This is a genomic window from Paenibacillus sp. MAHUQ-63 (genome assembly GCF_028765165.1).
Lineage (GTDB): Bacteria > Bacillota > Bacilli > Paenibacillales > NBRC-103111 > Paenibacillus_E.
Genome location: NZ_JARADB010000002.1, coordinates 134,415 through 157,678, shown reverse-complemented (window position 1 = coordinate 157,678; position 23,264 = coordinate 134,415). Strand labels below are relative to the sequence as shown.

Here is a 23,264-nt window from a genome sequence, read left to right as displayed (position 1 = left end):
TTGTTCCCTTCCCCTAGTACTTTGATTGGGCGCTATAGATGCGGTAACGACAGATAAGACTTACGATATTCACCAAAAAAAGGAAGATGAATAATAAAACAACAGATGGCATCATCATCCATATTCCGCTCCAAGGCACGACCCTCCCGCCTCCGATGAATGTCAAAATTGGTGATAGGAATAAAAGAAGGATGAGAGGGGTGAATGTGATAACCGTAGCGACGATCAGCTTCCAGCGATAGCTTCTGAGCCGTTTCTTGCTCTTTTTCAACAGATAGATCGAAGCCATTTTCCAAAGAACCGCAGCCACTGGCAGTAGAATCAAGGCTGCTTCTATGTTTCGACTGTGCATGACGGAAATTTTAGCCTTTCCTCCATCCATTATTTGTGCAATTCCGCTTATAAACCCGGAATAATCAATGAAGGCATTCAACCCTGTATCAAACATCATGGCGATCCCGAGTTTCTTCTCCAAATATACGGTTTCTTCAGCCTTGTAAGTCCAAAATATTCCTGAGTGGGAGATGGTCCGCCCCCAATCGGTATCCAAAGAAGCTAGCCACCCCATACCATACGAAGTCTGTTGCTCGGCAGCATGGTACTGTTGCATGAGATTTGGGGAAAGAAGCCGAGTTGCATATTGCGCACGCATCCATTTTGCCATATCTTCAGCAGTGGATATCACCCCGGCAGGACCCTCAATAAACCACAAAGGTTCGGATGTGCTTATCGGCTTGCCGAAGAGTAAATAATGTCCACGCGCTATGACTGAATCCTCATTGATTTGTTGCGTGGTACTGACGCTAAAGGTGTCATGCATTCCGATTGGCTCAAAAATATGGTCATGGAGATACTCGGAAAAGGGCTGTCCGCTAACCTGTTCAACGAGCAATGCTAGAAATTGGTAGTTAGGATTGTGATAGCTGTAGGTCTCACCAGGATCATTGGCTAATGATAAGAGCTCCAAGGATTTCAATATCTCTTGTAAGGATTGGAATTGGTTGGATTTTGTCATGTCGGGATTCACTTTGTCATTAAGACCGCTTGTTTGATTTAGCAGATGCCGAACTGTAATACGAGCGACGCGATTGTCCGCGGCGGCAATGTCGGGAAAGTAAGAAGCGAACGGAGCGTCAAGGTCGATCAGTCCCTTATCCGCAAGCTGCAATACCGCTAGCGCCGTCATAGCTTTACTCAGTGAGGCAATTGGAAAGGGGGTCGTGGAGGTTATTCGGGCTCCATGGGCATATGCGCCGTAGCCTTGCGTATAGTAATCGTCTTCCCCATAGGTGATAGATAGAGAGGCGCCGGAAATATGGTTGACTTCCATGTTGTTCCTCACAAACTCATCAATTTCTGCCACAATCTCTTTTTTACTTTTGCTTTCAACAGCGGAGGACGGGATTGCCAAAATAAACAGAGCCAGTAGAGAGCTGATTAAGAAAGCAGGTATTATTTTACGAGCCGTAGTCATATTAGATTAGCACTCCTTATCTTGTGATAAGGAAATGCTAACGCAAAACGATCAACTATTTATCAACACGGCATAAAAAGCTTGCAGTTACTTTTCCACCGCCACGGAAATCGTTGGCAACCTGTAGGCTGCCTAGATGCTTGTCGCAAAGTACTTTGCAAATGTAAAGCCCTAACCCCTGATGCTCATTCGCTTCCGGTACCCCTCCACGATAAAAAGGGAGAACAGCCTTCCGCAAGTCATCATCCGAGAACCCGGAGCCGTCATCGGTAACCGTTATGGTAAATACGCCGTTGTCAATAAGGTAACTGACTTTAAGTAGATTGGTCGCATAACGTGCGCCGTTTGCCACTATATTTTCAAAAACTTGCATGACGAGATTCGTATCAATGGATAACGTTGTAGAATCTGAGGCTCTGTATGACTCCAATGCTTTGCCGCCTTGATCTGCGATCTTGCCCGCGTTGTTATCCAGTAAGGTGATGAACGGTTCGATTTCAGTTTCCTGTTTATTGATCGGCATATCCTCCAGCTTTTGAATCGAGTTCATATCCTCTACATAACGCTCCATACGTAAAATATGGGTTTGCATCGTTCGCAACGTGTCCAAAAGCTTTTCCTCCGAGATTCTTTTCTCCGGCAGATAGGTAGTTACAAAATCACAATAACCCTTCATAATCGAAAGCGGCGTTCTTAAATCATGAGCAAAAATGGCATTGAGCTGATTGCGTTCCTCGACCGATCGCCATAAAGCTTTGAAGTTGCCTTCCAGTTGGCTGCGCATCTTTTCAAATGCACAACAAAGCTCGCTCATTTCGTCTCTGCTGTCATAGGAAACATGAAATCCCAAATCATTCCTCGAGATTTTCTCCGAGGCACTCATTAAGATGTTCAAAGGTTTCTTCAATTTCAGCTTATAGAAGAGGCTGGCCATCAAGACTAATCCAATTCCAATCGTTAACAGCATCACGATAACCTGACCGTATAGAACCCAATCACTCCCGGAAGGATGGTTGGCAACGCGTTGTCGAATCCGATCGGACCATTCGAACTCGAACACAATGGCTGTAAAAACAACGACCAAATATACACAATTTAATGTGATGAAAGATTGCAAAATACTCATATTCTTCAATCGAAGACAGTTTATTATTTTGGCCATTTATAACCTACACCCCAAACCGTTTCTACCTTGTTTTCGCAGCCATGTTCTTTCATCTTGGATCGGATGCGCCTAATATGCTCGGCTATGACCGAACTGTCACCCTCCCCCTCTGCTCCCCATATTCGCTCATAAATACGTTCTTTATCAAAAACCATACCTGGATGCGTGGACAATAACTCCACAATGTCAAATTCTTTTTTGGCCAAATGAATGGGTATGTCGTTACAGTAAAGCGCCCGCTCTGAATAATCGATGACCAGATCATCCTTGAATCTAACCGTAGTTTTCTTCTGATTTCGCATTTCTCTTCGTAAATGAGCCTCTACTCTAGCTCCTAGTTCATGAATGCTGAACGGCTTCTGAATATAATCATCTCCGCCAGCTTGAAAGCCGGAAATAATATCCGCATCATCTACACGCGCAGTAAGAAATAAGATCGGGCAAGACACGAAACTCCGGATCTTCTTGCATAGTTCAAGCCCGTTAAACTCCGGCATATTGATATCCAGCAAAATAATGTCCGGCTGCTTCTCTACTTGTAGCAACGCCTCATGACCGTTCTTCGCCGTCAATACAAGATATCCGTTAACTTCAAAATAATCCGCCAGCAGCTTACGCAGGCCTTCTTCGTCATCAGCGATTAATATTGTCTGCATGATCATTTCCCGCCCTCCGATTATAGGATACGAACGTAATGTGGCCATTTCGTTAGTGGGGGTCGTACAATTTCTTCTGCTTATTATTGAGAAACCAATCCGGCTGCCGGCCATATTAGCAGAGTTATGAGATCGGCTATTACTTCAGTAGCGTAGCACTATTGACCTTCCGTAAGCCATACTAGAAATTGCAGTGAAACGGCATCCTGAAACAGCTGCGGGTCATAACCTGTCACTTCCTTGATCTGAGCCAACCGATAGACGAGTGAATTGCGATGAATCTCCAGCCGCTCGGCTGTTTTGGCAATGCTCAAGTTGCACTCGAGGAATACGCGCAGCGTGGCCAGCAGCTTATCAGGAAGCTTCGGCGACAGCCTCTCCACGAACCTTGCCTTGGACTTGGCGGGCACTTCGCTAAGGAGTGCTTGGGACTCCACCTCGAGATAGCCGGTAATCCCCTTGCCCTGCTTCACTCCAAGCTTAAGCGCCGCACAGGCTTCTTGGTAAGCATATGAAATGTCCTCGAATGTCTGCACAGAGGTGCTTAAGCCGATCTTCGCTTCAATCCCCTGCTTCTGGAACTGGTCCTGTAACCGCTCCATATCCCTCCGTACCCGGGCCTCCCCTCTGTCATAACAAATCATAACCCACGTATGGACATTGAGAAAGCTGCTTACCAGCCGGGTATTCGCCAGAACGAACTCCGCCAGACGGAACAGAGCGTGCGTTTGCGAGGTTCGGTTCGGCAATGAAAGAACCGCCAGCTGATAAGGGGGCTGCATATGGAGAGCCAATGTATCCAGCCGGTGAAGTGCGCTCTGGAGATTCGGGTTTTCCGTACGAATAAGCTCCTCCACGACGATGTCCATCGTAATTTGCTGCCACTCCGTTTGAAGCTTCAAATAATTTTGCTTCAGCATCATTTCCGTAATCATTTTCACCAGTTCCCCATAAGGCATAATTTCCTCCGGATTCCCCGTGACGCCAATTACACCGATCGTTCGGTTCTGGAACACGATGGGCAGATTCACCCCGACATTCACTCCCCGCCACTGCCCCTTGTTGTCCGGCGTAATCACCAGTGTCCGCCCTGTACGGATAACCTCAGCCGCCGCTTCGTGATGCGTGTCAAGCCGCACAGCATCCCCGCTTGCGATAATGCAGCCGTTCTCATCCATAATATTGATATTCCGATTTAAACGTCTCATCGTTTCTTGTACGATTTCTTCCGCCAAATCGCGTGTCAGCATCCCCGCCCACCTCGCTTATCCCATCGTATTTTGCACAATAACCAAAAAGGAACAGATTTCTTCCCTTCATTTTGTATCCCATCCATAAAGACTTTCCTTTCCACTGGAAGCTATAATTAGAAATAAATCGAATGAAAGGAGTCACCGCCATGAACGTTATTATTGCCCCGGACTCCTTCAAGGGCAGTCTCAGCTCCTTGGAGGCGGGGACTATCATGAAGAAAGCAATTCTGCGGGAAATCCCACACGCCGCCGTAACCGTCATTCCAATCGCCGACGGAGGGGAAGGGACCGTAGATACGCTGGTGGCTGCCACTGGCGGCAATCTCTTTCCCTTAACGGCAACGGGACCGCTGGGCGAACGGGCCGAAGTTCGCTTCGGGCTGCTGCCGGAAGGAACGGCCGTGCTGGAAGCAGCCAGCATATGCGGCTTGGTCATGGTTCCTCCCGCTCAGCGAAACCCGATGCATACAACTTCGCGCGGCATCGGCGAGGTCCTTCTAGCAGCCATGGACCAGGGGCACCGCCGCTTCATCCTCGGGCTGGGAGGAAGCGCAACGAACGATGGCGGATTAGGCATGCTCCAAGCGCTTGGCGGCCTCTTCCTGGATGCGAACGGGAATCCGGCAGACGGCTTCGGCGCTTCGCTGTCGGATATACGAACAGTCGACCTGGCGGGATTGGACGTCCGCTTGAAGGACTGCGACATCCAGGTCGCCTGCGATGTTACGAGCCCGCTTTGCGGCGATAGCGGAGCGACCTATGTGTTCGGTCCCCAGAAAGGCGGGACCCCGGAACATCTTCAAGTGCTTGAAGCCGCCATGCAGGCCTATGCCGCTATGGTTGAAGAGCAGCTGGAGCAGCCGGGGCTCAGCCTGCAGCCGGGAGCGGGAGCTGCCGGAGGACTCGGCTTCGCCATGCTGGCGCTTGGCGCGAAGCTGAAGCCCGGCGCGAAGGTGCTCGCGGAAGCCGTTAAGCTGCCGGAGCGGATCGCAGGCGCGGACTGGGTCATCACCGGCGAAGGCCGCAGCGATGACCAAACGCTCTACGGCAAGCTGCCGATTCACGTTGCCGAGCTGGCCCAAGCCGCGGGAGTCCCCGCGCTGCTCATCTCAGGCAGCTTGGGTGCCGGATCGGAGCAGCTGCTGAACCATTTTCGAGCCACCTTCTCCATCGTTCCCGGTCCAGTGACACTTGAAGCTTGTATGGAGAACGCCGAGACGTATCTGTATGAACGCGTACGCAATATTGCCAGATTGTTAACATAACGACAGGAGGCTGCGACAATGACAAAAGTAGGCTTTATCGGCCTCGGCAATATGGGCTTGCCGATGGCAACCAATTTAATCAAGGCCGGCTGCGAGGTGTACGGCTTGAACCGGAGTCCCGGGGCGGAGCAGCGCTTCGCCGAAGCCGGAGGGCGCACGGGTCTTTCTCTGCAATCCCTAAGTCAAGAAATGGACGTGCTGATGACCTGCCTCCCTTTGCCGCAAGATGTGGAACAAGTGTACCTCGGAGAGCATGGCATCATCTCTCATGGACGGCCTGGGCTCGTGCTTCTTGATTTCAGTACCGTATCCCCGGCCCTGAACAAAAAAATCGCGGCTGCCGCTGAGGCCAAAGGGATGGAATTTCTGGATGCTCCTGTCAGCGGAGGAACGGCAGGCGCGGTATCGGCTACACTCAGCATCATGGTCGGCGGCAAGACGGAAGTGTTCGAGTCCGTGAAGCCGCTGTTCGAAGCTCTCGGCAAGCATATCTACCATGTCGGTGAGGTCGGCAGCGGCACGGTTGTGAAGCTGATTAACCAGCTGATGGTCGGCATCCATACCCAGGCCGCCAGTGAAGCGCTGGTGCTAGGACAGCAGTTGGGCGCAAGCCTGGATACGCTGGTGCAAATCTTGAGCAACAGCTTCGCCCAGAGCCGAATTCTTGACCGGCATTATAACAGCTTCATCGCCAAGGACCAGTTCGAGGCAGGCTTTGCCCTGAAGCTGCTGCATAAGGATGTCGCCTTGGTGCAGCAGGTGGCGGACGAGCTGAATCTGGAGCTGCCGATGGGAGCCAAGGCGCTTACGCTGCTAAGTGAAGCTAAACAAACCGACCTCGCCGAGAAGGACATGTCCGCGATGTATGTGTTCCAACAAACGAAATTAAACGGAGGGAATTCTCAATGAAATACTTTGCATGTTTCCTGCCTATGTTGGATGCTCAGAAGAGCCAGACGTTCCGCCCGCAGCACCTCGACTACCTGGAGCAGAAGCGCAGTGAAGGCAAAATCTTCGCTAACGGCCGCTTCGTAGACGGCAGCGGCGGTCTGGTTATTTATATGGCCGAATCTGAAGAAGCAGCCAAGTCTTATGCCGAGAACGATCCGTTCGTCATCGAAGGCGCCAGAGGCTATGAAATCCACGAGTGGGAGATTGTCATTACCGGAAGTAAGGCATGAACAACAAGCCTTTGGCGAACTGCCAAGGGCTTGTTTCCATACCTGGCAGCTGATCACTGTCCTCGCAATGCAAGGGCATCAAAAGGAGGGCCGGTCACAGCTATACCGGCTCCTCCCTCTCGTTCATTTTACACCCGAATGACCAGGGAAGCGAAGTCTTTCAACTCGGAGAGCCGAAGCGTAACCGCTTGATCCGCGTTCCCATAATCAACCTTCGATTTCGTCACCAAATCCTCGGCGCCTCGGCATTGCCCCACCCCGCGAAGAGACAGCTCAATTCCGTACACCGGTACCGCCTCGTGATACGTGATCCCATTGAAGCCGGAAAGGTTGAGCAGATGAAGCATATACGTGTTATCATCCAGCCGATGGAAGAACACCTCCACACAAGAAGGAGCATTCGTAGCAAGCTTCCAACGCTGCGCTGCCGCATGCTCCAAGAGGTCAAGCACCACGTGCTTGTGGTCGGCGAAGCCATGCTGGTAATACAGCGTACCGGCTTGCCACGGAATGATTGCGGCGATTCCCTTCGAATTCGCGGCAATCAGCGCTCCCGCCGTCCGCTCGGAGATGCGGTGTCCGAACGCCCGCTCCGGCGGACCGTAGGTCGAGGGCTCCACGAGCGGAAGCTGGCATTTCACTCGGGCTCCAGACTGCAGGCGATAAAACGGCCCGTCAAGAAATACCCAATCCCGCTCCGGAAACCGCGAGAATATTTGCTTGTCTTCCGTCCACAGGTAGGCCGCCTCTTGGCAGTAGTGGTGAACCTCCTCTACCCTTGCATCGAATACGCGCCGCAGAAACTCCCGCTCCTCCGCGTCTTCGGTGAAAGCTCCCCCCGTAGCCAGCAGTCCGACGCCCTGCTCATGCGCCCTCTCCAATACATCCAGCTCCTCGCAAGAGAAACCGGCCGTATCCGGGATAAGGATCGCCCGGTAGTTCTTGAGACGCTCGCCATTCGCCGCGAGTGTGCTCTGATGAATGACATCGAAGAGGATGTGCTCCTCCTTCAGCATTTTGTACAAGCCGAAATATTCCTTCATGTTCTTCTGCGCCGGTCTTCCCGGCTTCACCAAGGCCACATCCGCCATGGAGTGGAACTGTCCGTAATAACGTTCGTTCTCCTTATGATACTGGAAAACGTTGGATACAACCGGCAAATTCTCCCGATCCGGATAATCCTCGAACACGCCGATGATGCAGAAGTCCAGGCCCGATCCGCTGGCCAGCCCTTCCTTCAGGCGAATGTTGATTTCATGCTTCGAGACACCCGTGAAGCGATGAACGAGATCAATCGCGTTAATGCAGCAATTGCTGACGAGCTTATCCCCCCAGCTGTCCTCCAGCGACTGCACATTCTCCGAAGCAGAGTACAACCAGACGGGCTGCGGCCGGTGGATGTCCGTATTCGACTCCTTGCGGACGATATCGACCTTATACTCGTTATAAGTGGAGATGGCGATCTCTCTATCCTTGCTTTTTACAAGCGCATGAATGCGGTCCAAAATTTGCTTCGTCGTCACCTCTTGGAACGTCTTATACAACCGGTATACAGGGTCGTCCAGACTTTCCGACGCCGGCAGCGCCAGCCCGCCGCTGAACGCCTTGAATCCGGTCTGACAGCTGTCGCAGAAGCAGATGCCGTAATGCTTGCCGCTGTAATCCTTCGTCTGATACCCGAACATGTTGAAGAAGATGCCGTCCACCTCATAGCGGGTAAGCACCTCGTCGATCATGCGGAGTGCGTACTCCCGCTGGTAGTAGCCGTTGACGCACGTATGGACAATCCCGTGATAGTTGACCTCCCTGCCCTCCTTGGTCCGGTAGAACCATTCCGGCCGCTTCTGATAGATCGATTCGTGCGCCTTGCTGAAATCGAACCGCGCGATGAATTTCATCCCGTTGGCATGCGCTTTCTCCACAGCCTCTTGGAGCAAATCCTTGCTCTGTCCGGCAGCCCGGTAATGGTACTCAAGCTCCGTCGGATAAAAAGCCACGATCCCTCCCGCATTCATCATCAGCACGTTCGCAGATAACTCTTTCAGCTTCAATAGCAACGCATCCACGTCCAGATTCGCATCGCTCTCCCGCAAATTATTTTGAATCAAACGCAGCTTATTCGTCGCCCACCAGGCCATGTCCCGACTCTCCTCTCGGATAGTGATACGGTTACCAAGGAAGTCCCCTGGTAACCGCTTCTGCTTTGCCGCTTATTTCTTGTGGAATTCCTTGTAAGCCTCGGTATTTTCCAAGAACGCTTTCTTCATCTCCGGCATATTATTCAGCTTCTCGATATACATTTTGTACTCGTCCATAGAGATTTGGCCTACGATCGCCTTCGTCACCATGGATTTAAACTCGCTCTCGTACTTCGGCCAAATGTTGTTGAAGGTCGGAGAGTATACGTAGCGGAACGGATCAACCTTGCCGATCGTATCGTACTGCTCGACTTCCTTCTTCTTCGCATCGTTGTACGCCTTGTCCCCAGACGCACTTTCTACCTTGCCCCACTTCGCATAGGCCAGAACACCGGCGCCCTTGCTTGTCGTGTTGACTTCCTTCACGCCCTGATCCGTCAATACCTTCTGCCCGCCGACGACCTTATGGTGAACGCCCTCGATGCCGTAATAGCCAAAGTCCGTCATTTCCTCGGAAGCCGTAAAGTCAAAATATTTCAGCAGCTGCTTCACTTTAGCTTCCGGCACCTTCTTGCTGATATAGTAGCCGCCGGATACCCCTGTCGACAGAACGATCGCATTGTCCTTCGGTCCCTTCAGGGTCAGGTTAAGAATCTTCGGGTTCGGCTGCGTCTTGCTGATCGAATCCTCCCACTCCTTATCCCACCATACGCTTCGCGCGTAGGAGGCCGCACGTCCGGTCTTATACAGCTCCTCCGCCTGCGTCTTCTTCATGACCGCGAACTCCTTGGAAAGCACACCGTCCGTATACAAGCCGCGGAACCAGTTTACCATCTCCGTATACTGCGGAGTCAGCCGCTTATCGATCATTCCGCCCTCGCTATTGTAGGTCGGCTCCAGAGCTCCGAAGCCGGCGGCAAACGCATCGTCACCGTCGCTGATGATAACGCCATGGCCGATCAGTCCCAGCGTATCCTTCTTGCCGTTGCCGTCCGGGTCGCTGTCGATCAGCTTCTTCAGAGCGGCGGCATACTCATCCAGTGTCGTCGGTACAGGAATATTCAGCTTATCCAGCCAATCCTTGCGGATCTTGATGCCGTTGTCGATTCGGGAACGGGAGCGCGGAACGGCATAGATTTTGCCGTCAACGGATAAGTACTTCTGCCAGTCCGGCGCCATATTCTTCTTCAGATTGGGATATTCGCTGAGATCCCCAAGGAAGGGAGTCAGATCCCAGAAGGCGCCGTTCTTGATCGCGCTGCGCAGGGTCGGCCATGTAGAATCCGGGGAGGCGACCACCTCGGGAAGGTCCGCAGAGGCGAACAGCAGATCCGCTTTCGTCTTCAAATCGCCGTCCGGGACCCATTCGATGTCAAGCTTCGTGTTCGTGCGCTTCTGCCACTCGGTCCAATAGGCATTGTTCATATCCGGCACTTCGTTATACAAGCCGGCGAAAATTTTGATCGTAAGCGGCCCGTTATCAGTCTTCGTCCCGCTTGTCTTTCCGGAGTTAGCGGCTTCGTTCGCTCCCGAACAGCCCGCCAATAAAGATAAGGCCACGAGACAGGATAGGGCTGCCGTACTTTTCTTGTGTGCTTTCATATTTACATCCCCCTTAAGGATTGTTGTAGGTCCATACTCGTACATGTGGATGTGGATACACTATTACCCATGATCATATCACGATTCGCTTGTTTCGATGAGCAAGCATTCCCAGATCTGCAGCTCCGGCACTCTCACATGAAGCATTCCCTCGCTCACGGAATATTCCAGAGGTTCTTCCCCGATCAGCGGCCTCACCGACTTGACGCTCCTGCCGTTCAACCGCAGCTTCGCGTGAATGCCATATAGGGGCAGGTGGGTCGAAAGCGGCCGTCTGCCGGCCCCGTTGACCAGATGGACAAGCAGGTTGTCGTCCTTCTTGAACGCCGTCACCTGTAGCCCTTGATAGTGGCTCGTCTCCAGCAGCTTCTCCTCGCCTAGCGCCAAATCGATGCTATTCGCCAGCAGCTGGTAATGCTCATCCAGCTTGAACTCATTGATGAGATGGCTGAGCGAGAACGGGAAGTACAAGGCTCGGCCTTGACCGGAGGCGGCTAGCAGCGCAAGCGGAATGTCGGTGTGGCTGACAGCCAGCGACGCCCGCTCCGGCGGCGCGCCTACGCTTTCCATCGGCGAGAACGGCGGCACCAGCGTCGCCAATACCTCGGTCCCCGCGTCTGCAGGCCGGGTGTATACGACCTTGCCCCGGTGCGCGATGAGCTCCGTTTGCTCCAAGCCCTTCTGCAGCGGATTGCCTGCGCCTTCGAATCTTAAATACGATGCCTTCAAATATTCGCTGCTGTGCATCTCCTGCGATATGCCCAGCAGGGACTGCAGCTCCTTCCGCTCCGGGATCGCCCCCTCGACGAGAATATGGCCTCCTGCCTGCACATAAGCCGTGACTGCCCCAAGGAATTCCTCCGTATAGGTCATGCCCTCGGGAATCACGAGCGCCTTGTACTGCAGCAGTCTCTCCGGCGTCGCCTGCTCCTGCAGCAGCACATCGAATAAGATTTGCCGGGCGATCAGCCCGTCGGCCCAGCCCTCTGCCGAAGCATCGGCCGTCCACATTAGAGCCACCTGCGCTACCGTTTGCGCGTCTTCCATGTAGGACTCTACCTTGGCCGCGTTCCGATTGAACTCGGTTACAACCTCCAGAATGCGCTTGTCCGTAATCGTTTCCGGAATGCCCGTGAGCGAATGCCAGATGCTTCCGCCATGAGCCGGAATTTGCGACAGCCAGAAGCGGTATTCGGCCGGAGGCAACCCCGTATGGCGCCAATCCATCCCCGGGCTGGAGTGCACGATGCCGAACGGTGCCGGGCGTTCAGGCAGCGACCGGCCCAGCTTGATGCTCAGCGCGGGCTTCCAGAACTCGGGGATGTGTCGATGCCCGAGCGACAAGATGTCCTGCGGCTCCGTACAGAGCATATCCGTCGTTTGCGCACGGTCAAATAAATTGTCCTTGTACAAGTTATAGTACAGGATCATCGGGACCTCCGGGCGGGTCGCCTTCATGAAGGCATACAAACGGTCCATGTTGTCTCTCATGCAGGTCGATGCCCACTCGGGAGCGAACTCCTTGGCGTCCTGCGGCAGTTCTCTGCCGTAGACGGACCGGTACTTCCTGCGGCAGCCGTCGCAATAGCAAGTCACATACCCCGGCGCATTAAAGAATATGCCGTCCACGTCATAACCCCTCAGTACCTCGTCCAGCACAGGGATGGCCACCGCTTCGCTGCGGTAAGCGCTGTTAATGCAAGTCGACATCAACAGCGACCAATTGCCCGGCCTCATAGCCCCGACGGTCAGCGGCTCACCGCTGGCTTGACGCGCGAACCATTCGGGATGGCTCAGGTAAGCCGAATCCTCGGTCTTACTGAAGTCGAACCGGGCAACGAAGCGAATATCCCGCTTATGGCACTCCGCGATCACCGCTTGAAGCAGGTCGAACGTGGCGGGCAAATGCTCATTTACCGTATGGAAAGGCACTTGTGTCGGGTACCAGGCATAGATGCCTCCAACATTAAAAACAATCGTGTTCGCTCCCATGCTCTTCATCTGCTCTGCCAGCTGTTCCGGATCTATCAACCTGGTATCCCGCACCTGCAGGTTCGGTTGGATAACGCGCAGCGGCCTTTGCCACCATTCCTTGCGATCTACACTCATAGCTTCCTCCTGAATTGGGTCACGTCAGCATGCCTGAACCGGTAACCGCTGTATTTGAGTTTCGGACGTACACTACCCCTTAACCGAGCCCAGCATCACTCCCTTGGCAAAATGCTTTTGCAGGAACGGATACACAACCAGAATCGGCGCCATCGCCAACATGATCGAGGCCATGCGGATCGTCTCTTGCGGCACCAGCCTGTCATCCCCCCCGGATTGCCCGACGCCGATGGTGTCTGAATCGATTACGAGCGTCTTAATGAGCACCTGCAAGGTCCATTTCTTCGAATCGGAAATGTAAATGAGTGCGTTGAAATAAGTATTCCAATGAGAAACGGCGAAAAACAAAGTGAAAGCCGCAATAGCCGGCAGGGATAATGGAATCACAATGCGCAGGAACACTCCCAGGTCGGAGCAGCCGTCGATCTTGGCCGCATCCTCAAGCTCGGTAGGAAGCGAGTCCATGAAGCTTTTGATGACCAGCAAGCTCCACGCATTCGTCAGCGACGGCCAGATCAGCGCCGAGTAGGAATTCAGCATGCCCAGTTGTTTGATCAACAAGTAGCTCGGGACGATTCCCGCACTGAACACGAGCGTGAAGATGACCCCGCTCAGCATCAGTCCGCGGCCAGGCAACGCTTTCTTGGTCAGTGCATAAGCGAGAGAGAACGAGACCGCCAGGTTCAAAACGGTACCGACGATGGTAATAAATGTCGTGCTCTTCAGCGCATTCAGGAAGCTGTCGGTCGACAAAATGTATTTGTAGGCGGACAGTGACCACTTCTCCGGGAATATATAAAATTCTAACGGCACATAAGCCTCCGGATCTGTGAATGAAACGCTGAATACGTAGAAAAACGGGAATACGCATATTAGTGAAATCAAGGCAAGGAGCGTGTAGTTGACATAGTCGAACAGCTCCAGCTTCTTTTTTCGTGCAATAAAGCTCATATCAGCTCCTCCTTGTTAATAGATTCCATCGTGTCCGAGTTTTTTCACGATATAGTTGGAGCTCATGACCAGTACGAACCCGACCACGCCCTTGAACATGCCTACCGTAACCCCGGCGCTGATCTGCCCCTTGAGTATCCCTTGGGTATACGCATACGTATCGAATACCTCCGCCATGGAGATGACGAGCGGATTGATCATGAGCAGAATCTGCTCGAAGCCTACGTCCGCCATTTGTCCGAGCCGCAGAATAAGCAGGATCAGGATCGTTGGGCGGATGGCCGGCAGCGTAACGTGCCAAATCTGTCTCCACCGGCTCGCTCCGTCTACGACGGCCGCCTCATAGCGCTGCGGATCGACTCCCGCCATGGCAGCCAAGAAAATGATCGTCCCCCAGCCTGCTTCTTTCCACATGTTTTGCGCCGTGATTAACCACCAGAAGTAGTTCGGGTTCGATAAGAACGCAATGCTCTCGCCGCCGGACTCCGTGATCAGCTTGTTAATGATGCCGACATCCGTCGAGAGAATGAAGAACGTCATGCTGGCTACGACGACCCAGGACAGAAAATGAGGCAGATATACGATGGACTGATTTATCCGCTTAAAGGTCTCGTGCCGCACTTCATTGAGCATCAGGGCCAATATTATCGGCAGCGGAAACATGAAGACAAGACCGAAAATATTGATCGCGAATGTGTTCCTCAACATCACATAGAAATTGCTGTCACCAAAGAGCTGGATGAAATGATTCAGCCCAACCCATTCGCTGCCCCAGAAACCGCTGTACGGATTGTAATCCTTAAAGGCAAGCAGCAATCCCCACAAGGGCACAAACTTGAACAGGATAAAATAAAGGATGCCTGGCAGCGCTAGCATATAGATGTATTTATGCTGCAGCATGCGGTCCCGCAGGCGGAACCAATAGCCTTGCTTGGGAACTGCCGCCGCCGTCAGGCGGGGTTGGGCTCTGGAAGACTCTATCATCGCTAAGCACCTCTTTCGGTTTCGGTTAGTTCGGGATCCACATTGCCCCTGTGAACTCATCATAGGACGCTGCGGAACGGCAGCATAGCGACAATCCTTGCTTTGGACAGGCCCGAACTTGTACAGGTCAAAATCTGTCTTGTGCGCTGCAGCTTGCCCGCTGAGAACAAAATGGCCGCAAGAAGGCATTCTTCGCCATTTTAACGGGATTTTCTCCTGTTAAATCCACTGAATAGAGCCGATGCGAGTAGGATAACTGTATAATCTCCTGTTAATTCAGAGCAAAATGGCCGCAAAAGGGCGTTCTTCGCCATTTTAACGGGAGTAATTCCTGTTATTCCTCCCCAAAGCCTATACGGCATAGGAATAGCGGGAGTTTTTCCTTTTATTCTGCGCTCCAGGTGAGATTTCGACGTGCAGCCCTGTGGCATACGAGGAACCCTGGTTCAGCAGGAGGCAAACCTGACCGACGGAGCGTGGGTAACGGGATTTTCTCCTGTTAAATCCACTGAATAGAGCCGATGCGAGTAGGATAACTGGATAATCTCCTGTTAATTCAGAGCAAAATGGCCGCAAAAGGGCGTTCTTCGCTATTTTAACGGGAGTAATTCCCGTTATTCCTCCCCAAAAGCCTATACGGCATAGGAATAGCGGGAGTTTTTCCTTTTATTCGGCGCTCCGGGTGAGATTTCGACGTGCAGCACTGTAACTGTATATGAAGATCCCTAGTTCCATGAGGTGGTTGGCAGGAGGTGATCCTGGCCTAAGGAGTAACGGAGCGTGGGGAACGGGATTCCGAGGAATGGAGTATTGAAACCCCCTCTTCATCCAAGGCCATGAGCAATTGTTAGTTACAAAGTGCCGCAAATCGGTCGCCATAGTTGTGCTATAAATCGATAGAACACTTGTATTCTGTCCGACTTGGCGATGCACACGGAGTTCATACCGTATCCAAGTGCCACGCAGGGCGTAATATATTGTCCTCTGACCCTGCTCACCTTCTGCGTGGATTCTATATGAAAAATCGCATATATTCCTCTCTCTGAACCGAAATTCGCTAATTCTATATGAAAAATAGAATACAATCTGCGCTTTTCCTATGAATCGTGGTAATTCTATTCGATAAATCATATAAAATTTTCGACTATCCGCCGAGTATCGAAAAAAACATAAGAAAAACCGTCAGGGAATATCGCCCTGACGGCCTTTTAAGTTTGACGAACATCGGTAAACTTGTATTCATGCCCACGAATACCTTTGTAATCATAATAACATTCGCATTTTGGACAGACTAGTGGATCCTTTCCCGTTGTTCTATGAATTCGTTCTCTCCAATTTCTGCGTTTTTGCTGCCTTTGTGCTCGTACAATCCATTTTCTCGCCTCTTTTTGCCAGTCTGTAACAGGCTTCTTACTTACCTTTTTTAGCTTCCGCGAATCCACACTGTAGTACCGAATTGTTTTAAAGTTCTCATCAGGTATGTGACGTATGACCCTTGCAATAAACTCCTCGACCGTCACTTTTCCCCGCAGGAATAAGGGTTAAGCTTCGCTCATATTACAAAAAAATCGAGACTCGACTGATGTCGAGCCTCGATCAGAATCACCTGTATGCGGAACGGAACATACTTGGTGTCATTTGGACCTTGCGCTGGAAGATGCGGGTGAGATTTCGCTCGGAATAGCCAATGAGGGACGAGATCTCGCTGATGCTCTGGTCCGTCTCCAGCAGCTGCCGCTTGACCTCCTCCACCTTGCATTCCAAGACGAAGTCGAGGAAGTTGATCCCCATTTCCTTCTTGAACAGCCGGCTGACATACGACGGACTCATCCCGACCAGCTCGGCGCACTGCACCAGCGTCAGATCCTCCCGGCAGTGTTCCCGAATATGCTGGCAGATCTGCGAGATTGCCGATTGCCCGTTATCGTTCAGCGATTCCTCTATCAATTGCTTATGCAGCGGAAACAGTACTCCAGTGAACCAGTCGATAATATCTCTCGAGGTCCGCTTGCTCTCCAGCTGTCCGAACAGATTGTGCTCCAGAATATCCAGAATGCTGCCGCCTTGCTTCTCTAAGGAAGTAATAATAGCGGACAGGAGAACGGAATAGCTCTGGTGTATAAAATGGTACGACTTCGACTGCTGTAGCGCCTTAGTGAATTTCTCAAGCGCTTGCTCCGCCATCTTCGTTTCCCCTTTGGACAGCGAGTCGACGATTGTTCCTTCCAGCTCCCTCGGGTAGCGGAAAACGGAGCGCGGTTTCGAGCTCTCCAAATCCTCGATGTAGAGAATCGAGGCCGTATCCTGATAGATCCGGTATTGCAGCGCAACGACAGCTTCCTTGTACGATACCGGGACGTCGGCAATATGCGAGTAACAGCGGCCGATGCCTACGGACACTTCGAAGGACAAGCAGCTCTGGAGCGAATCGCTCACCGCTTGGGCGAAAGCGATCATCCGCTGCGGCAGATTGCCCTGCTCCTCCATATCGTCCCAGCGAATCAGCGCTACGCCTCTTCCTTCATAAGGGAATACGTAGCCCTGCAGATCCGGATTCGTCTCCATGATCTCCTGAATGACATTCGCCAGCGTAAATGCAAGAATCGGCTTGTCGCTCGGCAGAAAACGGGTTTCCCTGATGGCGTTCTCCACTTCCACAATCATAACCCCGTAGGTCGCCTTCACCGTCAGTCCGTACATCTCACAATCGTGAAGCAGTGCGTCGCTGAGAATATAATCGCCATTAACTAGCTGCTGGAGACACCGTTCCCGCAAGGTCGGCTGTACTTTCTCCATATATTTGCCGAGTCTCTGAGATTCCTTGTTCAAGTAGTCCAGACAGGTCCGAATATAATCCAGCTCGTTCTCGCTCCCTTGAATCCGGCCGGCTCCAAGAGACCTGCTGTGCTTAATTAATTGCTCGATCGGGCTGTACACCCGCTTCGTGCTTAAATACGTAAACATCGCTGCAAGTGTGATGATAAAAAGGAGAGCCGCTATCGTCAGTACCCGAATCCACGCCAATTTATCGGCAATGATGTCTTCCGGAATGACGGAGACGTACGTACGGCCGAACATGCTTTTGATGTAGGAGACGTGCGCTTTCCTCCCCTCTTGCCAAGCTTCGTAGAAGCTGCCGATGCTGTCTTGCGCTGCGGCAATGGTCTCGTAGCCGGACCATGCTTCCAAGTTGGCGGGCTTCTCCCCCTGTCGGGGCTGCCCCAAGGCACTGAGAAACACCAGTTCTTTCCCTTTAGGAATCACAGCCGTTGACTCCGGAAGGAAGCGAACGATCTCTCCAATGTCTACCTGCAATCCCAAAATGCCTTGAGCATGATTGTTCGCGCCGACGGGCACCTTACGGACGAAGGTGATCAAGCCTTCCTGGGAGCTCGACGGCAAGTAAGTCCACTTCGTCAGACTGTCATCGTTCAGGAGCTGCTCGATATCCGCTTTGTATTTATAATGCTCCAGCTCCATGGAGCCGTAATTATTCGTAAGAACGACGCTTTCGAGCGTGCTGTAAAAATATATTTCTTTAATGAAATTATTCGTATTCTTGACCAGCGTAATTTTATTGACCAAATCCAAATGCCAGATCAGCGGCATATCTGTAATCCGGCCGGCGAACAAATCCGTCATGAGCGGATCCGCCGCCAACTGCAGAGAGTCCGTTTCAATGCCTTGGAGCAAGCGCTCCGCCCTGTCCTTGGTCATTAAGAGCGTGGATTGGCTCTCGTCAATAATCTCTTCCTTAGTCCGCTCCATAGAAAACTGGTAGTAAACCAGACCTGTAATCATAATCGGCAGACATACCGATAAGCATCCTACCCAAATCAGCCTCTGCAGATAGGTGCCGCTGCGGTCGTCGCGTCCCGAATTAAACCATTGTCTCCAGCCGTTCAACCAGTTGCCCATCGGTCCCCTCCTACGCCTACATCATCTTGGTTCATGCGAGCCTACCTTCATTGTAAAAGAAAATGCGCGATTGCAAAACCGACATTTCTTGCTTTCGGCCCCCGGACTTCGCGTGCAAATCCGATTGCTGCCTTAGAGCAAGAAACGTCCGAACAATCAGCCGGGAGGGCAAAATGTGTCCGGTGGCAGAATCTGCCTCCGGCTTTATTTAGATTTCACAATTTTATCTATTTTGGCTGTTATCCAACGATCATCTTTTTTCTCGATTGTTTGTCTTAGCTGAATGGTGCCTAAGAAAGTCTTCCGGCTAGTTAGGATTACTTTCCCGTCTGTTCTGAAAATTACATTTTCTAATTCGATCGCCATACCGCCAAATTTGTTTTTCGCCAAATTGGTCTCTATATCCGAATATCTCCCTTCCCCCACATCAACTTCACTGATTTTCTTTACATAGTTTAATAATTCGGCTTTATCTTCAGTTTTGAGTTCCAAATTATCCGTTCTAACTAATAAATAACTCATTCTGGCATCATTATAAAAATTAGCTTCTTGCTCAAATATTGTTTTCATAGCAACTTTATATATATCTAGATACTCACGACTATCGATTTTTTGGGGTTGAGTACATCCGAAGATGAATAGCGTCAGAAGAAATAGGAGTATAATTTTCTTAGTTACTTGTTCAACTTGAATCATCTGATTCCTCTCTGTCCTACATCTAACAAGTATCCTTACAGTTAGACGTTTCAAAATTACAAGGCAGCCGATTAATTTAACCGGCTGCCCAACAACACTTATCTCGTTACTCCGTTAAATCGGATACCTGCCTGTTAAGAAATTGTCGAACTGAAACATCCATGCTGAGTCCAATGGCACGGCTATATGCAGCAAGGGCATCCTCTTTGCGATGCATCCGTTTGTACAAATGACCGGCAAGCGCCCAATAAGGCTGATAGTTAATGACTTCAGAAGCTGGAATAACTTCCAATAAGGCCATACCGCGTTTCGCCCCATAGGCCTCCGCGACTGCTGCTGCTTGACCGACCAATGCGCCGAGCGTGGGGTGCAAACGGATGAGGCCTTCGTATAATTGAGCAATCGCCTCCCACTCGATACGCCCCGTCCATAGCCGCTGCGCATGCACCGATTGAATCGCAGCCATGAGTTGAAAGCGCCCGATTCCACCGGCTTGCGAAGCACTCAGCAGATAACGCTCCGCCTCCGAGATCAAGCTTCGGTTCCATCGCGCGCATTCTTGCTCAGATAGAGGGATATAGCTCCCCTTGTCATCATGTCTTGCGTCACGTCGCGCCTCACAATAAAGCATAAGCGCCAACAGACCGTAAACTTCCGGTTCGCGGGGGACGAATTGGAGAAGCAGCCTTCCGAGGTCGATCGCTTCCTCCGCCAATTTCCTGCGAGACGAACCGGCAATGGCGGCCTCGTCCCATCCACTGCCGTAAGCTGCATAGATGGCCTCCAGAACGGGTTCTAACCGTTCCAAAATCTCTTCTTCAGCAGGCATTTCAAAAGTGAGGCGTTCCGCACGAATTTTCGCTTTTACCCTAGTTAGGCGCTGACTCATGGTGGAGGGCTTGGTGATGAAGGCAGACGCAATTCGAGCTGCATCGATGCCGAGTACAGTCTGAAGCATAAGCGGAGTACGCATCGCAGGATCAATTGCCGGATGCGTACAAAGAAACATCATCCTCAGCCGTTCGTCCGGAAAGGCAGCACGGGAAGTCGTCAGATGCTGCGCATCCTCGGACATCGCCAGGAGTGCCGGCAGCGCCCGATCCGAAACACGCGCATGGCGGGCGCGGTCCATAAGCCGCCTGCGGGCAACCGAGATCAACCATGCTTCAGGCTTATTCGGAAGGCCCACCTTGGGCCAAGCTTCCAGCGCAGCGAGGAATGCATCTCCTATGGCATCTTCAACAGCCGGAACATCCCTCCAATTTACAACCAGATAGGAGAGCAGGCGGCTATAAGCATCACGTGCCGTTTGTTCAATGACCCGATAGGTGTCCATAGGACTACTTCAACGCGGGAATGTTCTGTCTGACCTCTACCGTATCGACGGGCCCCCGAGCAGCCCACTCTAATGCGGTATCCAGGTCCGGCACATCAATCACGAATATCCCGCCGAGCTGCTCTTTCGTCTCCGGGAACGGCCCATCCTGAACGGCCATCTCACCGCCACGGCGCTTCAATGTGGCCGCAGACTCCGGGGGATATAGACCCGAGCCGAATACGACGATGCCGGCCTGCCGCAATGCATGCACATAGTGCGTCCAGCTTGCCAAGTATTCTTGTTGCCGGGCCGCATCCGTTCTTGCCGCAAAGTCCTCCTGGCTCTCATAAAACATTAAGGTGTAATTCATGCGAAAGCTCCTCTCTTAAACTGCATTGGAATTTGGTTTCGTTATCATGTCGTTTTCCTTGTTTCCATTTCTACAATTACAAGATAATTTTTTATTTAAAAACTTCCCGCTTATCTAATGTCCATGAGAAAGGATGTTAATAAGTTTGCCAAATGGGTCACGGACATAGAATCGCCGAACTCCCCAAGGCTCATCAGCAAGTCCATATTCTATCTTGTATCCAGCATTCTTCATGCGTTCAAACACTAGATCGACATCATCAACCTCAATCGAAAGATCAGGCGTAGGCGTATCGGAGCCACCTTGTGAGGCGAAACTTACTTGAATGCTTTCTTTCCCGGGTAAGCCGTATGTTTCAATCCAACCATGATCCATCAATAAATCAAGCTCGAGCATGTCTTGGTAAAAGCTTTTCGCTGCCGATACATTCTGTGTATGAATATTGGCAACAATTCGTTTTACTCTCATTTGCAGACCTCGATTCTATCATTTAATGTCATTATGTTATCAGCTTGCCATCTAGTAACGGAAAACCAGTAAAATCACTCACATCGAGTATAGTGTAAACTTCTAGTAATTGGAAGTGGACATACCGATACGGCAAAAAGAGACCCACAGCAATAGCTGGGGTCTTATATATTAAATGGCGATTTAGGCGGCCCGATATTGGTATCATAGACCAGAAACCATCGTTCCACCTTGTTCACGGTTTTCAATGAAACAGTTGGATGAACAGGGGGTGCTCATCCGGGTATAACCGCTCTTAACCCCGCTCCACAAACCTCACTTCCGTGCGCTGCCTGAGCAGCTCGCGGATTCCTTCACCGATGGCCCGGATGCCGGGCTCGATGAGTTCCTCCTCCACCTGTGAGACGCTGAGGCGGAGGACGCCCTCCTGCCGGAACTCCGGCAGGTACATGCGCCGGGCCGGGTCGACCCGCACGCCGCGCTGCAGCAGGTGGTCGGCCATCGCCTGCGCCCGGAGCGGGGCCGGCAGCCCGATCGTACTGTAGAAGCCGGAGTACGATCCGGTGTAAGCCGTCCCCGGCGGCAGATGCTTGCGGTACGCTTCCTGCAGCAGCACCGCCTTGCGGCGATAGATCTGCCGCATCCGGCCGATGTGGGCGGCGAACATGCCGCTCTCGAGGTACACCTCGAGCGCTCCCTGCGTCAGCAGGGGCGAATGTACGTCGGCCGCTGCCTTCGCCCGCAGGAATCCTTCCCGCAGCCCTTCCGGCAGGACGGCCAGCCCTAGGCGCAAGCCGGGGAGCATGACCTTGGAGAAGCTCTTTACATAGATGACCCGTCCGGACGGATCAGTAGCGAACATGGGGTCGTTCCTCGAGTCTCCATCAAGGTCGCCCATATAATCGTCCTCGACGATATACACGTCATACCGCTGCGCCAGCTCCACCATTCGCTTGCGGGCTTCGTTCGTGTGGCTGTACCCGGTCGGGTTGTGGAACCGCGAGACGGTGTAGAAGAATTTGACATCCCCGTCCCGAAACAACGTCTCCAACCGCCCCAGATCCATACCGCCCTCTTCGTATGGAATGCCGTGTACTTCCCCAGCATAGCCCCGCAGCGATTCGATCATGCCGGCGTGGACCGGCTGTTCCAAGACAATGTTCCTCTTGCCGTTCGGAAAAGGCAGCCCCACCAGCAAATGTAGCGCCTGCTGAGAGCCCGTCACTACATAGATGCGCTCCGGGACCGTGAACACCTGCAAATCTCGCAGATGCCGCGCCAGCTGAAGTCGCAGCGAAGCGAGGCCTTGCCCCTCCGAATACGTGAACATGTCCTCCCGGTATCTCTCGATGGCCTCGTTCATGCAGTGCTGAAAATCCCTGTACGGCATGGCGCTCCGGTCTGGGCCCGCCCATTCGAAATCGATAACGTCCTGTACTTCCGTTCCGCCTCTTGCTTCATTCCCGCCTTGGCGGCGATGCGCGACATAATAGCCGCTCTGTGGCACGGCATAGATTCGGTGCCTCATCTCGAGCTCGGCGTACGCCCGAATCACCGTATTTCGACTGCAGCCGAAAGCTTCCGCCCCTTCCCGGATCGACGGCAGCTTGTCCCCCGGCCTCCGCTTCCCGTCCTGCATCTCCTGCAGAAGCTGCTCCACGATCGCTTCATACAGCATCCCTAGCACTCCCTTCTACCAACTGTACGGGTACAATC

General features: G+C 52.2%; 18 protein-coding genes and 1 pseudogene. 3 read left to right on the top strand and 16 right to left on the bottom strand.

Going from position 1 to position 23,264, the window contains the following annotated elements; genetic code table 11:
• Nucleotides 1-13: 13 nt before the first annotated feature.
• The 4 genes from PUT07_RS09050 to PUT07_RS09035 form a co-directional block, all read right to left on the bottom strand.
• The gene (locus PUT07_RS09050; protein ID WP_274467630.1) at nt 14-1,474 is read right to left on the bottom strand and encodes a serine hydrolase domain-containing protein; all 1,461 of its coding nucleotides are present in this window, start codon (nt 1,472-1,474) and stop codon (nt 14-16) included.
• 55 nt (nt 1,475-1,529) lie between these two features.
• A complete protein-coding gene (locus PUT07_RS09045; RefSeq protein ID WP_274467629.1) occupies nt 1,530-2,636 on the bottom strand; it encodes an ATP-binding protein in 1,107 nt (368 codons plus the stop codon).
• On the bottom strand, nt 2,624-3,301 hold the full coding sequence (locus PUT07_RS09040; RefSeq protein ID WP_443147234.1) for a response regulator transcription factor: 678 nt from the start codon (nt 3,299-3,301) through the stop codon (nt 2,624-2,626). Before PUT07_RS09040 ends, PUT07_RS09045 begins: the two co-directional genes overlap by 13 nt.
• 152 nt (nt 3,302-3,453) lie before the next feature.
• A complete protein-coding gene (locus PUT07_RS09035; RefSeq protein ID WP_274467628.1) occupies nt 3,454-4,545 on the bottom strand; it encodes a CdaR family transcriptional regulator in 1,092 nt (363 codons plus the stop codon).
• Nucleotides 4,546-4,694: 149 nt separating this feature from the next.
• Between PUT07_RS09035 and PUT07_RS09030 the strand changes: the two genes are divergently transcribed.
• From PUT07_RS09030 to PUT07_RS09020, 3 genes are read left to right on the top strand one after another with little or no spacing between them, the layout of a single operon-like run.
• On the top strand, nt 4,695-5,813 hold the full coding sequence (locus PUT07_RS09030) for a glycerate kinase family protein (RefSeq protein ID WP_274467627.1): 1,119 nt from the start codon (nt 4,695-4,697) through the stop codon (nt 5,811-5,813).
• Between the two features lie 18 nt (nt 5,814-5,831).
• A complete protein-coding gene (locus tag PUT07_RS09025; protein WP_274467626.1) occupies nt 5,832-6,722 on the top strand; it encodes an NAD(P)-dependent oxidoreductase in 891 nt (296 codons plus the stop codon).
• Nucleotides 6,719-6,994: a YciI family protein gene (locus PUT07_RS09020; protein ID WP_274467625.1), complete on the top strand. Its 276-nt coding sequence runs from the start codon at nt 6,719-6,721 to the stop codon at nt 6,992-6,994. Before PUT07_RS09025 ends, PUT07_RS09020 begins: the two co-directional genes overlap by 4 nt.
• A 128-nt stretch (nt 6,995-7,122) precedes the next feature.
• Here the strand turns inward: PUT07_RS09020 and PUT07_RS09015 are convergent, their stop codons facing one another.
• The 12 genes and pseudogenes from PUT07_RS09015 to PUT07_RS08960 form a co-directional block, all read right to left on the bottom strand.
• The gene (locus PUT07_RS09015; protein WP_274467624.1) at nt 7,123-9,132 is read right to left on the bottom strand and encodes an alpha-amylase family protein; all 2,010 of its coding nucleotides are present in this window, start codon (nt 9,130-9,132) and stop codon (nt 7,123-7,125) included.
• A 72-nt stretch (nt 9,133-9,204) separates the two neighbouring features.
• Nucleotides 9,205-10,734: an extracellular solute-binding protein gene (locus PUT07_RS09010; RefSeq protein WP_274467623.1), complete on the bottom strand. Its 1,530-nt coding sequence runs from the start codon at nt 10,732-10,734 to the stop codon at nt 9,205-9,207.
• 78 nt (nt 10,735-10,812) lie between these two features.
• Nucleotides 10,813-12,843: an alpha-amylase family protein gene (locus PUT07_RS09005; RefSeq protein ID WP_274467622.1), complete on the bottom strand. Its 2,031-nt coding sequence runs from the start codon at nt 12,841-12,843 to the stop codon at nt 10,813-10,815.
• Between the two features lie 72 nt (nt 12,844-12,915).
• On the bottom strand, nt 12,916-13,794 hold the full coding sequence (locus PUT07_RS09000; RefSeq protein WP_274467621.1) for a carbohydrate ABC transporter permease: 879 nt from the start codon (nt 13,792-13,794) through the stop codon (nt 12,916-12,918).
• A gap of 15 nt (nt 13,795-13,809) precedes the next feature.
• Nucleotides 13,810-14,778 carry an ABC transporter permease gene (locus PUT07_RS08995; RefSeq protein ID WP_274467620.1) on the bottom strand — a complete coding sequence of 323 codons (969 nt, stop codon included), beginning with the start codon at nt 14,776-14,778 and terminating at the stop codon, nt 13,810-13,812.
• A gap of 1,253 nt (nt 14,779-16,031) precedes the next feature.
• Nucleotides 16,032-16,301, bottom strand: a pseudogene (locus PUT07_RS08990) (transposase); the annotation flags it as partial.
• Between the two features lie 79 nt (nt 16,302-16,380).
• Nucleotides 16,381-18,696, bottom strand: a complete 2,316-nt coding sequence (locus PUT07_RS08985) for a helix-turn-helix domain-containing protein (protein WP_274467619.1) — start codon at nt 18,694-18,696, stop codon at nt 16,381-16,383.
• A gap of 204 nt (nt 18,697-18,900) precedes the next feature.
• On the bottom strand, nt 18,901-19,392 hold the full coding sequence (locus PUT07_RS08980) for a hypothetical protein (protein ID WP_274467618.1): 492 nt from the start codon (nt 19,390-19,392) through the stop codon (nt 18,901-18,903).
• A 106-nt stretch (nt 19,393-19,498) separates the two neighbouring features.
• Nucleotides 19,499-20,728: an RNA polymerase sigma factor gene (locus PUT07_RS08975; RefSeq protein ID WP_274467617.1), complete on the bottom strand. Its 1,230-nt coding sequence runs from the start codon at nt 20,726-20,728 to the stop codon at nt 19,499-19,501.
• A 4-nt stretch (nt 20,729-20,732) separates the two neighbouring features.
• Entirely contained in the window at nt 20,733-21,080 is a 348-nt protein-coding gene (locus PUT07_RS08970) for a YciI family protein (RefSeq protein ID WP_274467616.1), read from the bottom strand.
• 114 nt (nt 21,081-21,194) lie between these two features.
• Complete coding sequence (locus tag PUT07_RS08965) at nt 21,195-21,548, bottom strand: VOC family protein (RefSeq protein ID WP_274467615.1); 354 nt, start codon at nt 21,546-21,548, stop codon at nt 21,195-21,197.
• A 295-nt stretch (nt 21,549-21,843) separates the two neighbouring features.
• Nucleotides 21,844-23,226 carry an aminotransferase-like domain-containing protein gene (locus PUT07_RS08960; protein ID WP_274467614.1) on the bottom strand — a complete coding sequence of 461 codons (1,383 nt, stop codon included), beginning with the start codon at nt 23,224-23,226 and terminating at the stop codon, nt 21,844-21,846.
• Between the last annotated feature and the right edge of the window lie 38 nt (nt 23,227-23,264).

Bases quoted from the DNA above. Each gene is read 5' to 3' on its own strand.
- PUT07_RS08975 (WP_274467617.1), bottom strand. From the start codon at position 20,728: ATGGACACCTATCGGGTCATTGAACAAACGGCACGTGATGCTTATAGC.
- PUT07_RS09010 (WP_274467623.1), bottom strand. From the start codon at position 10,734: ATGAAAGCACACAAGAAAAGTACGGCAGCCCTATCCTGTCTCGTGGCC.
- PUT07_RS08970 (WP_274467616.1), bottom strand. From the start codon at position 21,080: ATGAATTACACCTTAATGTTTTATGAGAGCCAGGAGGACTTTGCGGCA.
- PUT07_RS09040 (WP_443147234.1), bottom strand. From the start codon at position 3,301: ATGATCATGCAGACAATATTAATCGCTGATGACGAAGAAGGCCTGCGT.
- PUT07_RS09005 (WP_274467622.1), bottom strand. From the start codon at position 12,843: ATGAGTGTAGATCGCAAGGAATGGTGGCAAAGGCCGCTGCGCGTTATC.
- PUT07_RS09035 (WP_274467628.1), bottom strand. From the start codon at position 4,545: ATGCTGACACGCGATTTGGCGGAAGAAATCGTACAAGAAACGATGAGA.
- PUT07_RS08985 (WP_274467619.1), bottom strand. From the start codon at position 18,696: ATGGGCAACTGGTTGAACGGCTGGAGACAATGGTTTAATTCGGGACGC.
- PUT07_RS09025 (WP_274467626.1), top strand. From the start codon at position 5,832: ATGACAAAAGTAGGCTTTATCGGCCTCGGCAATATGGGCTTGCCGATG.
- PUT07_RS09045 (WP_274467629.1), bottom strand. From the start codon at position 2,636: ATGGCCAAAATAATAAACTGTCTTCGATTGAAGAATATGAGTATTTTG.
- PUT07_RS08965 (WP_274467615.1), bottom strand. From the start codon at position 21,548: ATGAGAGTAAAACGAATTGTTGCCAATATTCATACACAGAATGTATCG.
- PUT07_RS08960 (WP_274467614.1), bottom strand. From the start codon at position 23,226: ATGCTGTATGAAGCGATCGTGGAGCAGCTTCTGCAGGAGATGCAGGAC.
- PUT07_RS09015 (WP_274467624.1), bottom strand. From the start codon at position 9,132: ATGGCCTGGTGGGCGACGAATAAGCTGCGTTTGATTCAAAATAATTTG.
- PUT07_RS09030 (WP_274467627.1), top strand. From the start codon at position 4,695: ATGAACGTTATTATTGCCCCGGACTCCTTCAAGGGCAGTCTCAGCTCC.
- PUT07_RS08980 (WP_274467618.1), bottom strand. From the start codon at position 19,392: ATGATTCAAGTTGAACAAGTAACTAAGAAAATTATACTCCTATTTCTT.
- PUT07_RS09050 (WP_274467630.1), bottom strand. From the start codon at position 1,474: ATGACTACGGCTCGTAAAATAATACCTGCTTTCTTAATCAGCTCTCTA.
- PUT07_RS09000 (WP_274467621.1), bottom strand. From the start codon at position 13,794: ATGAGCTTTATTGCACGAAAAAAGAAGCTGGAGCTGTTCGACTATGTC.
- PUT07_RS08995 (WP_274467620.1), bottom strand. From the start codon at position 14,778: ATGATAGAGTCTTCCAGAGCCCAACCCCGCCTGACGGCGGCGGCAGTT.
- PUT07_RS09020 (WP_274467625.1), top strand. From the start codon at position 6,719: ATGAAATACTTTGCATGTTTCCTGCCTATGTTGGATGCTCAGAAGAGC.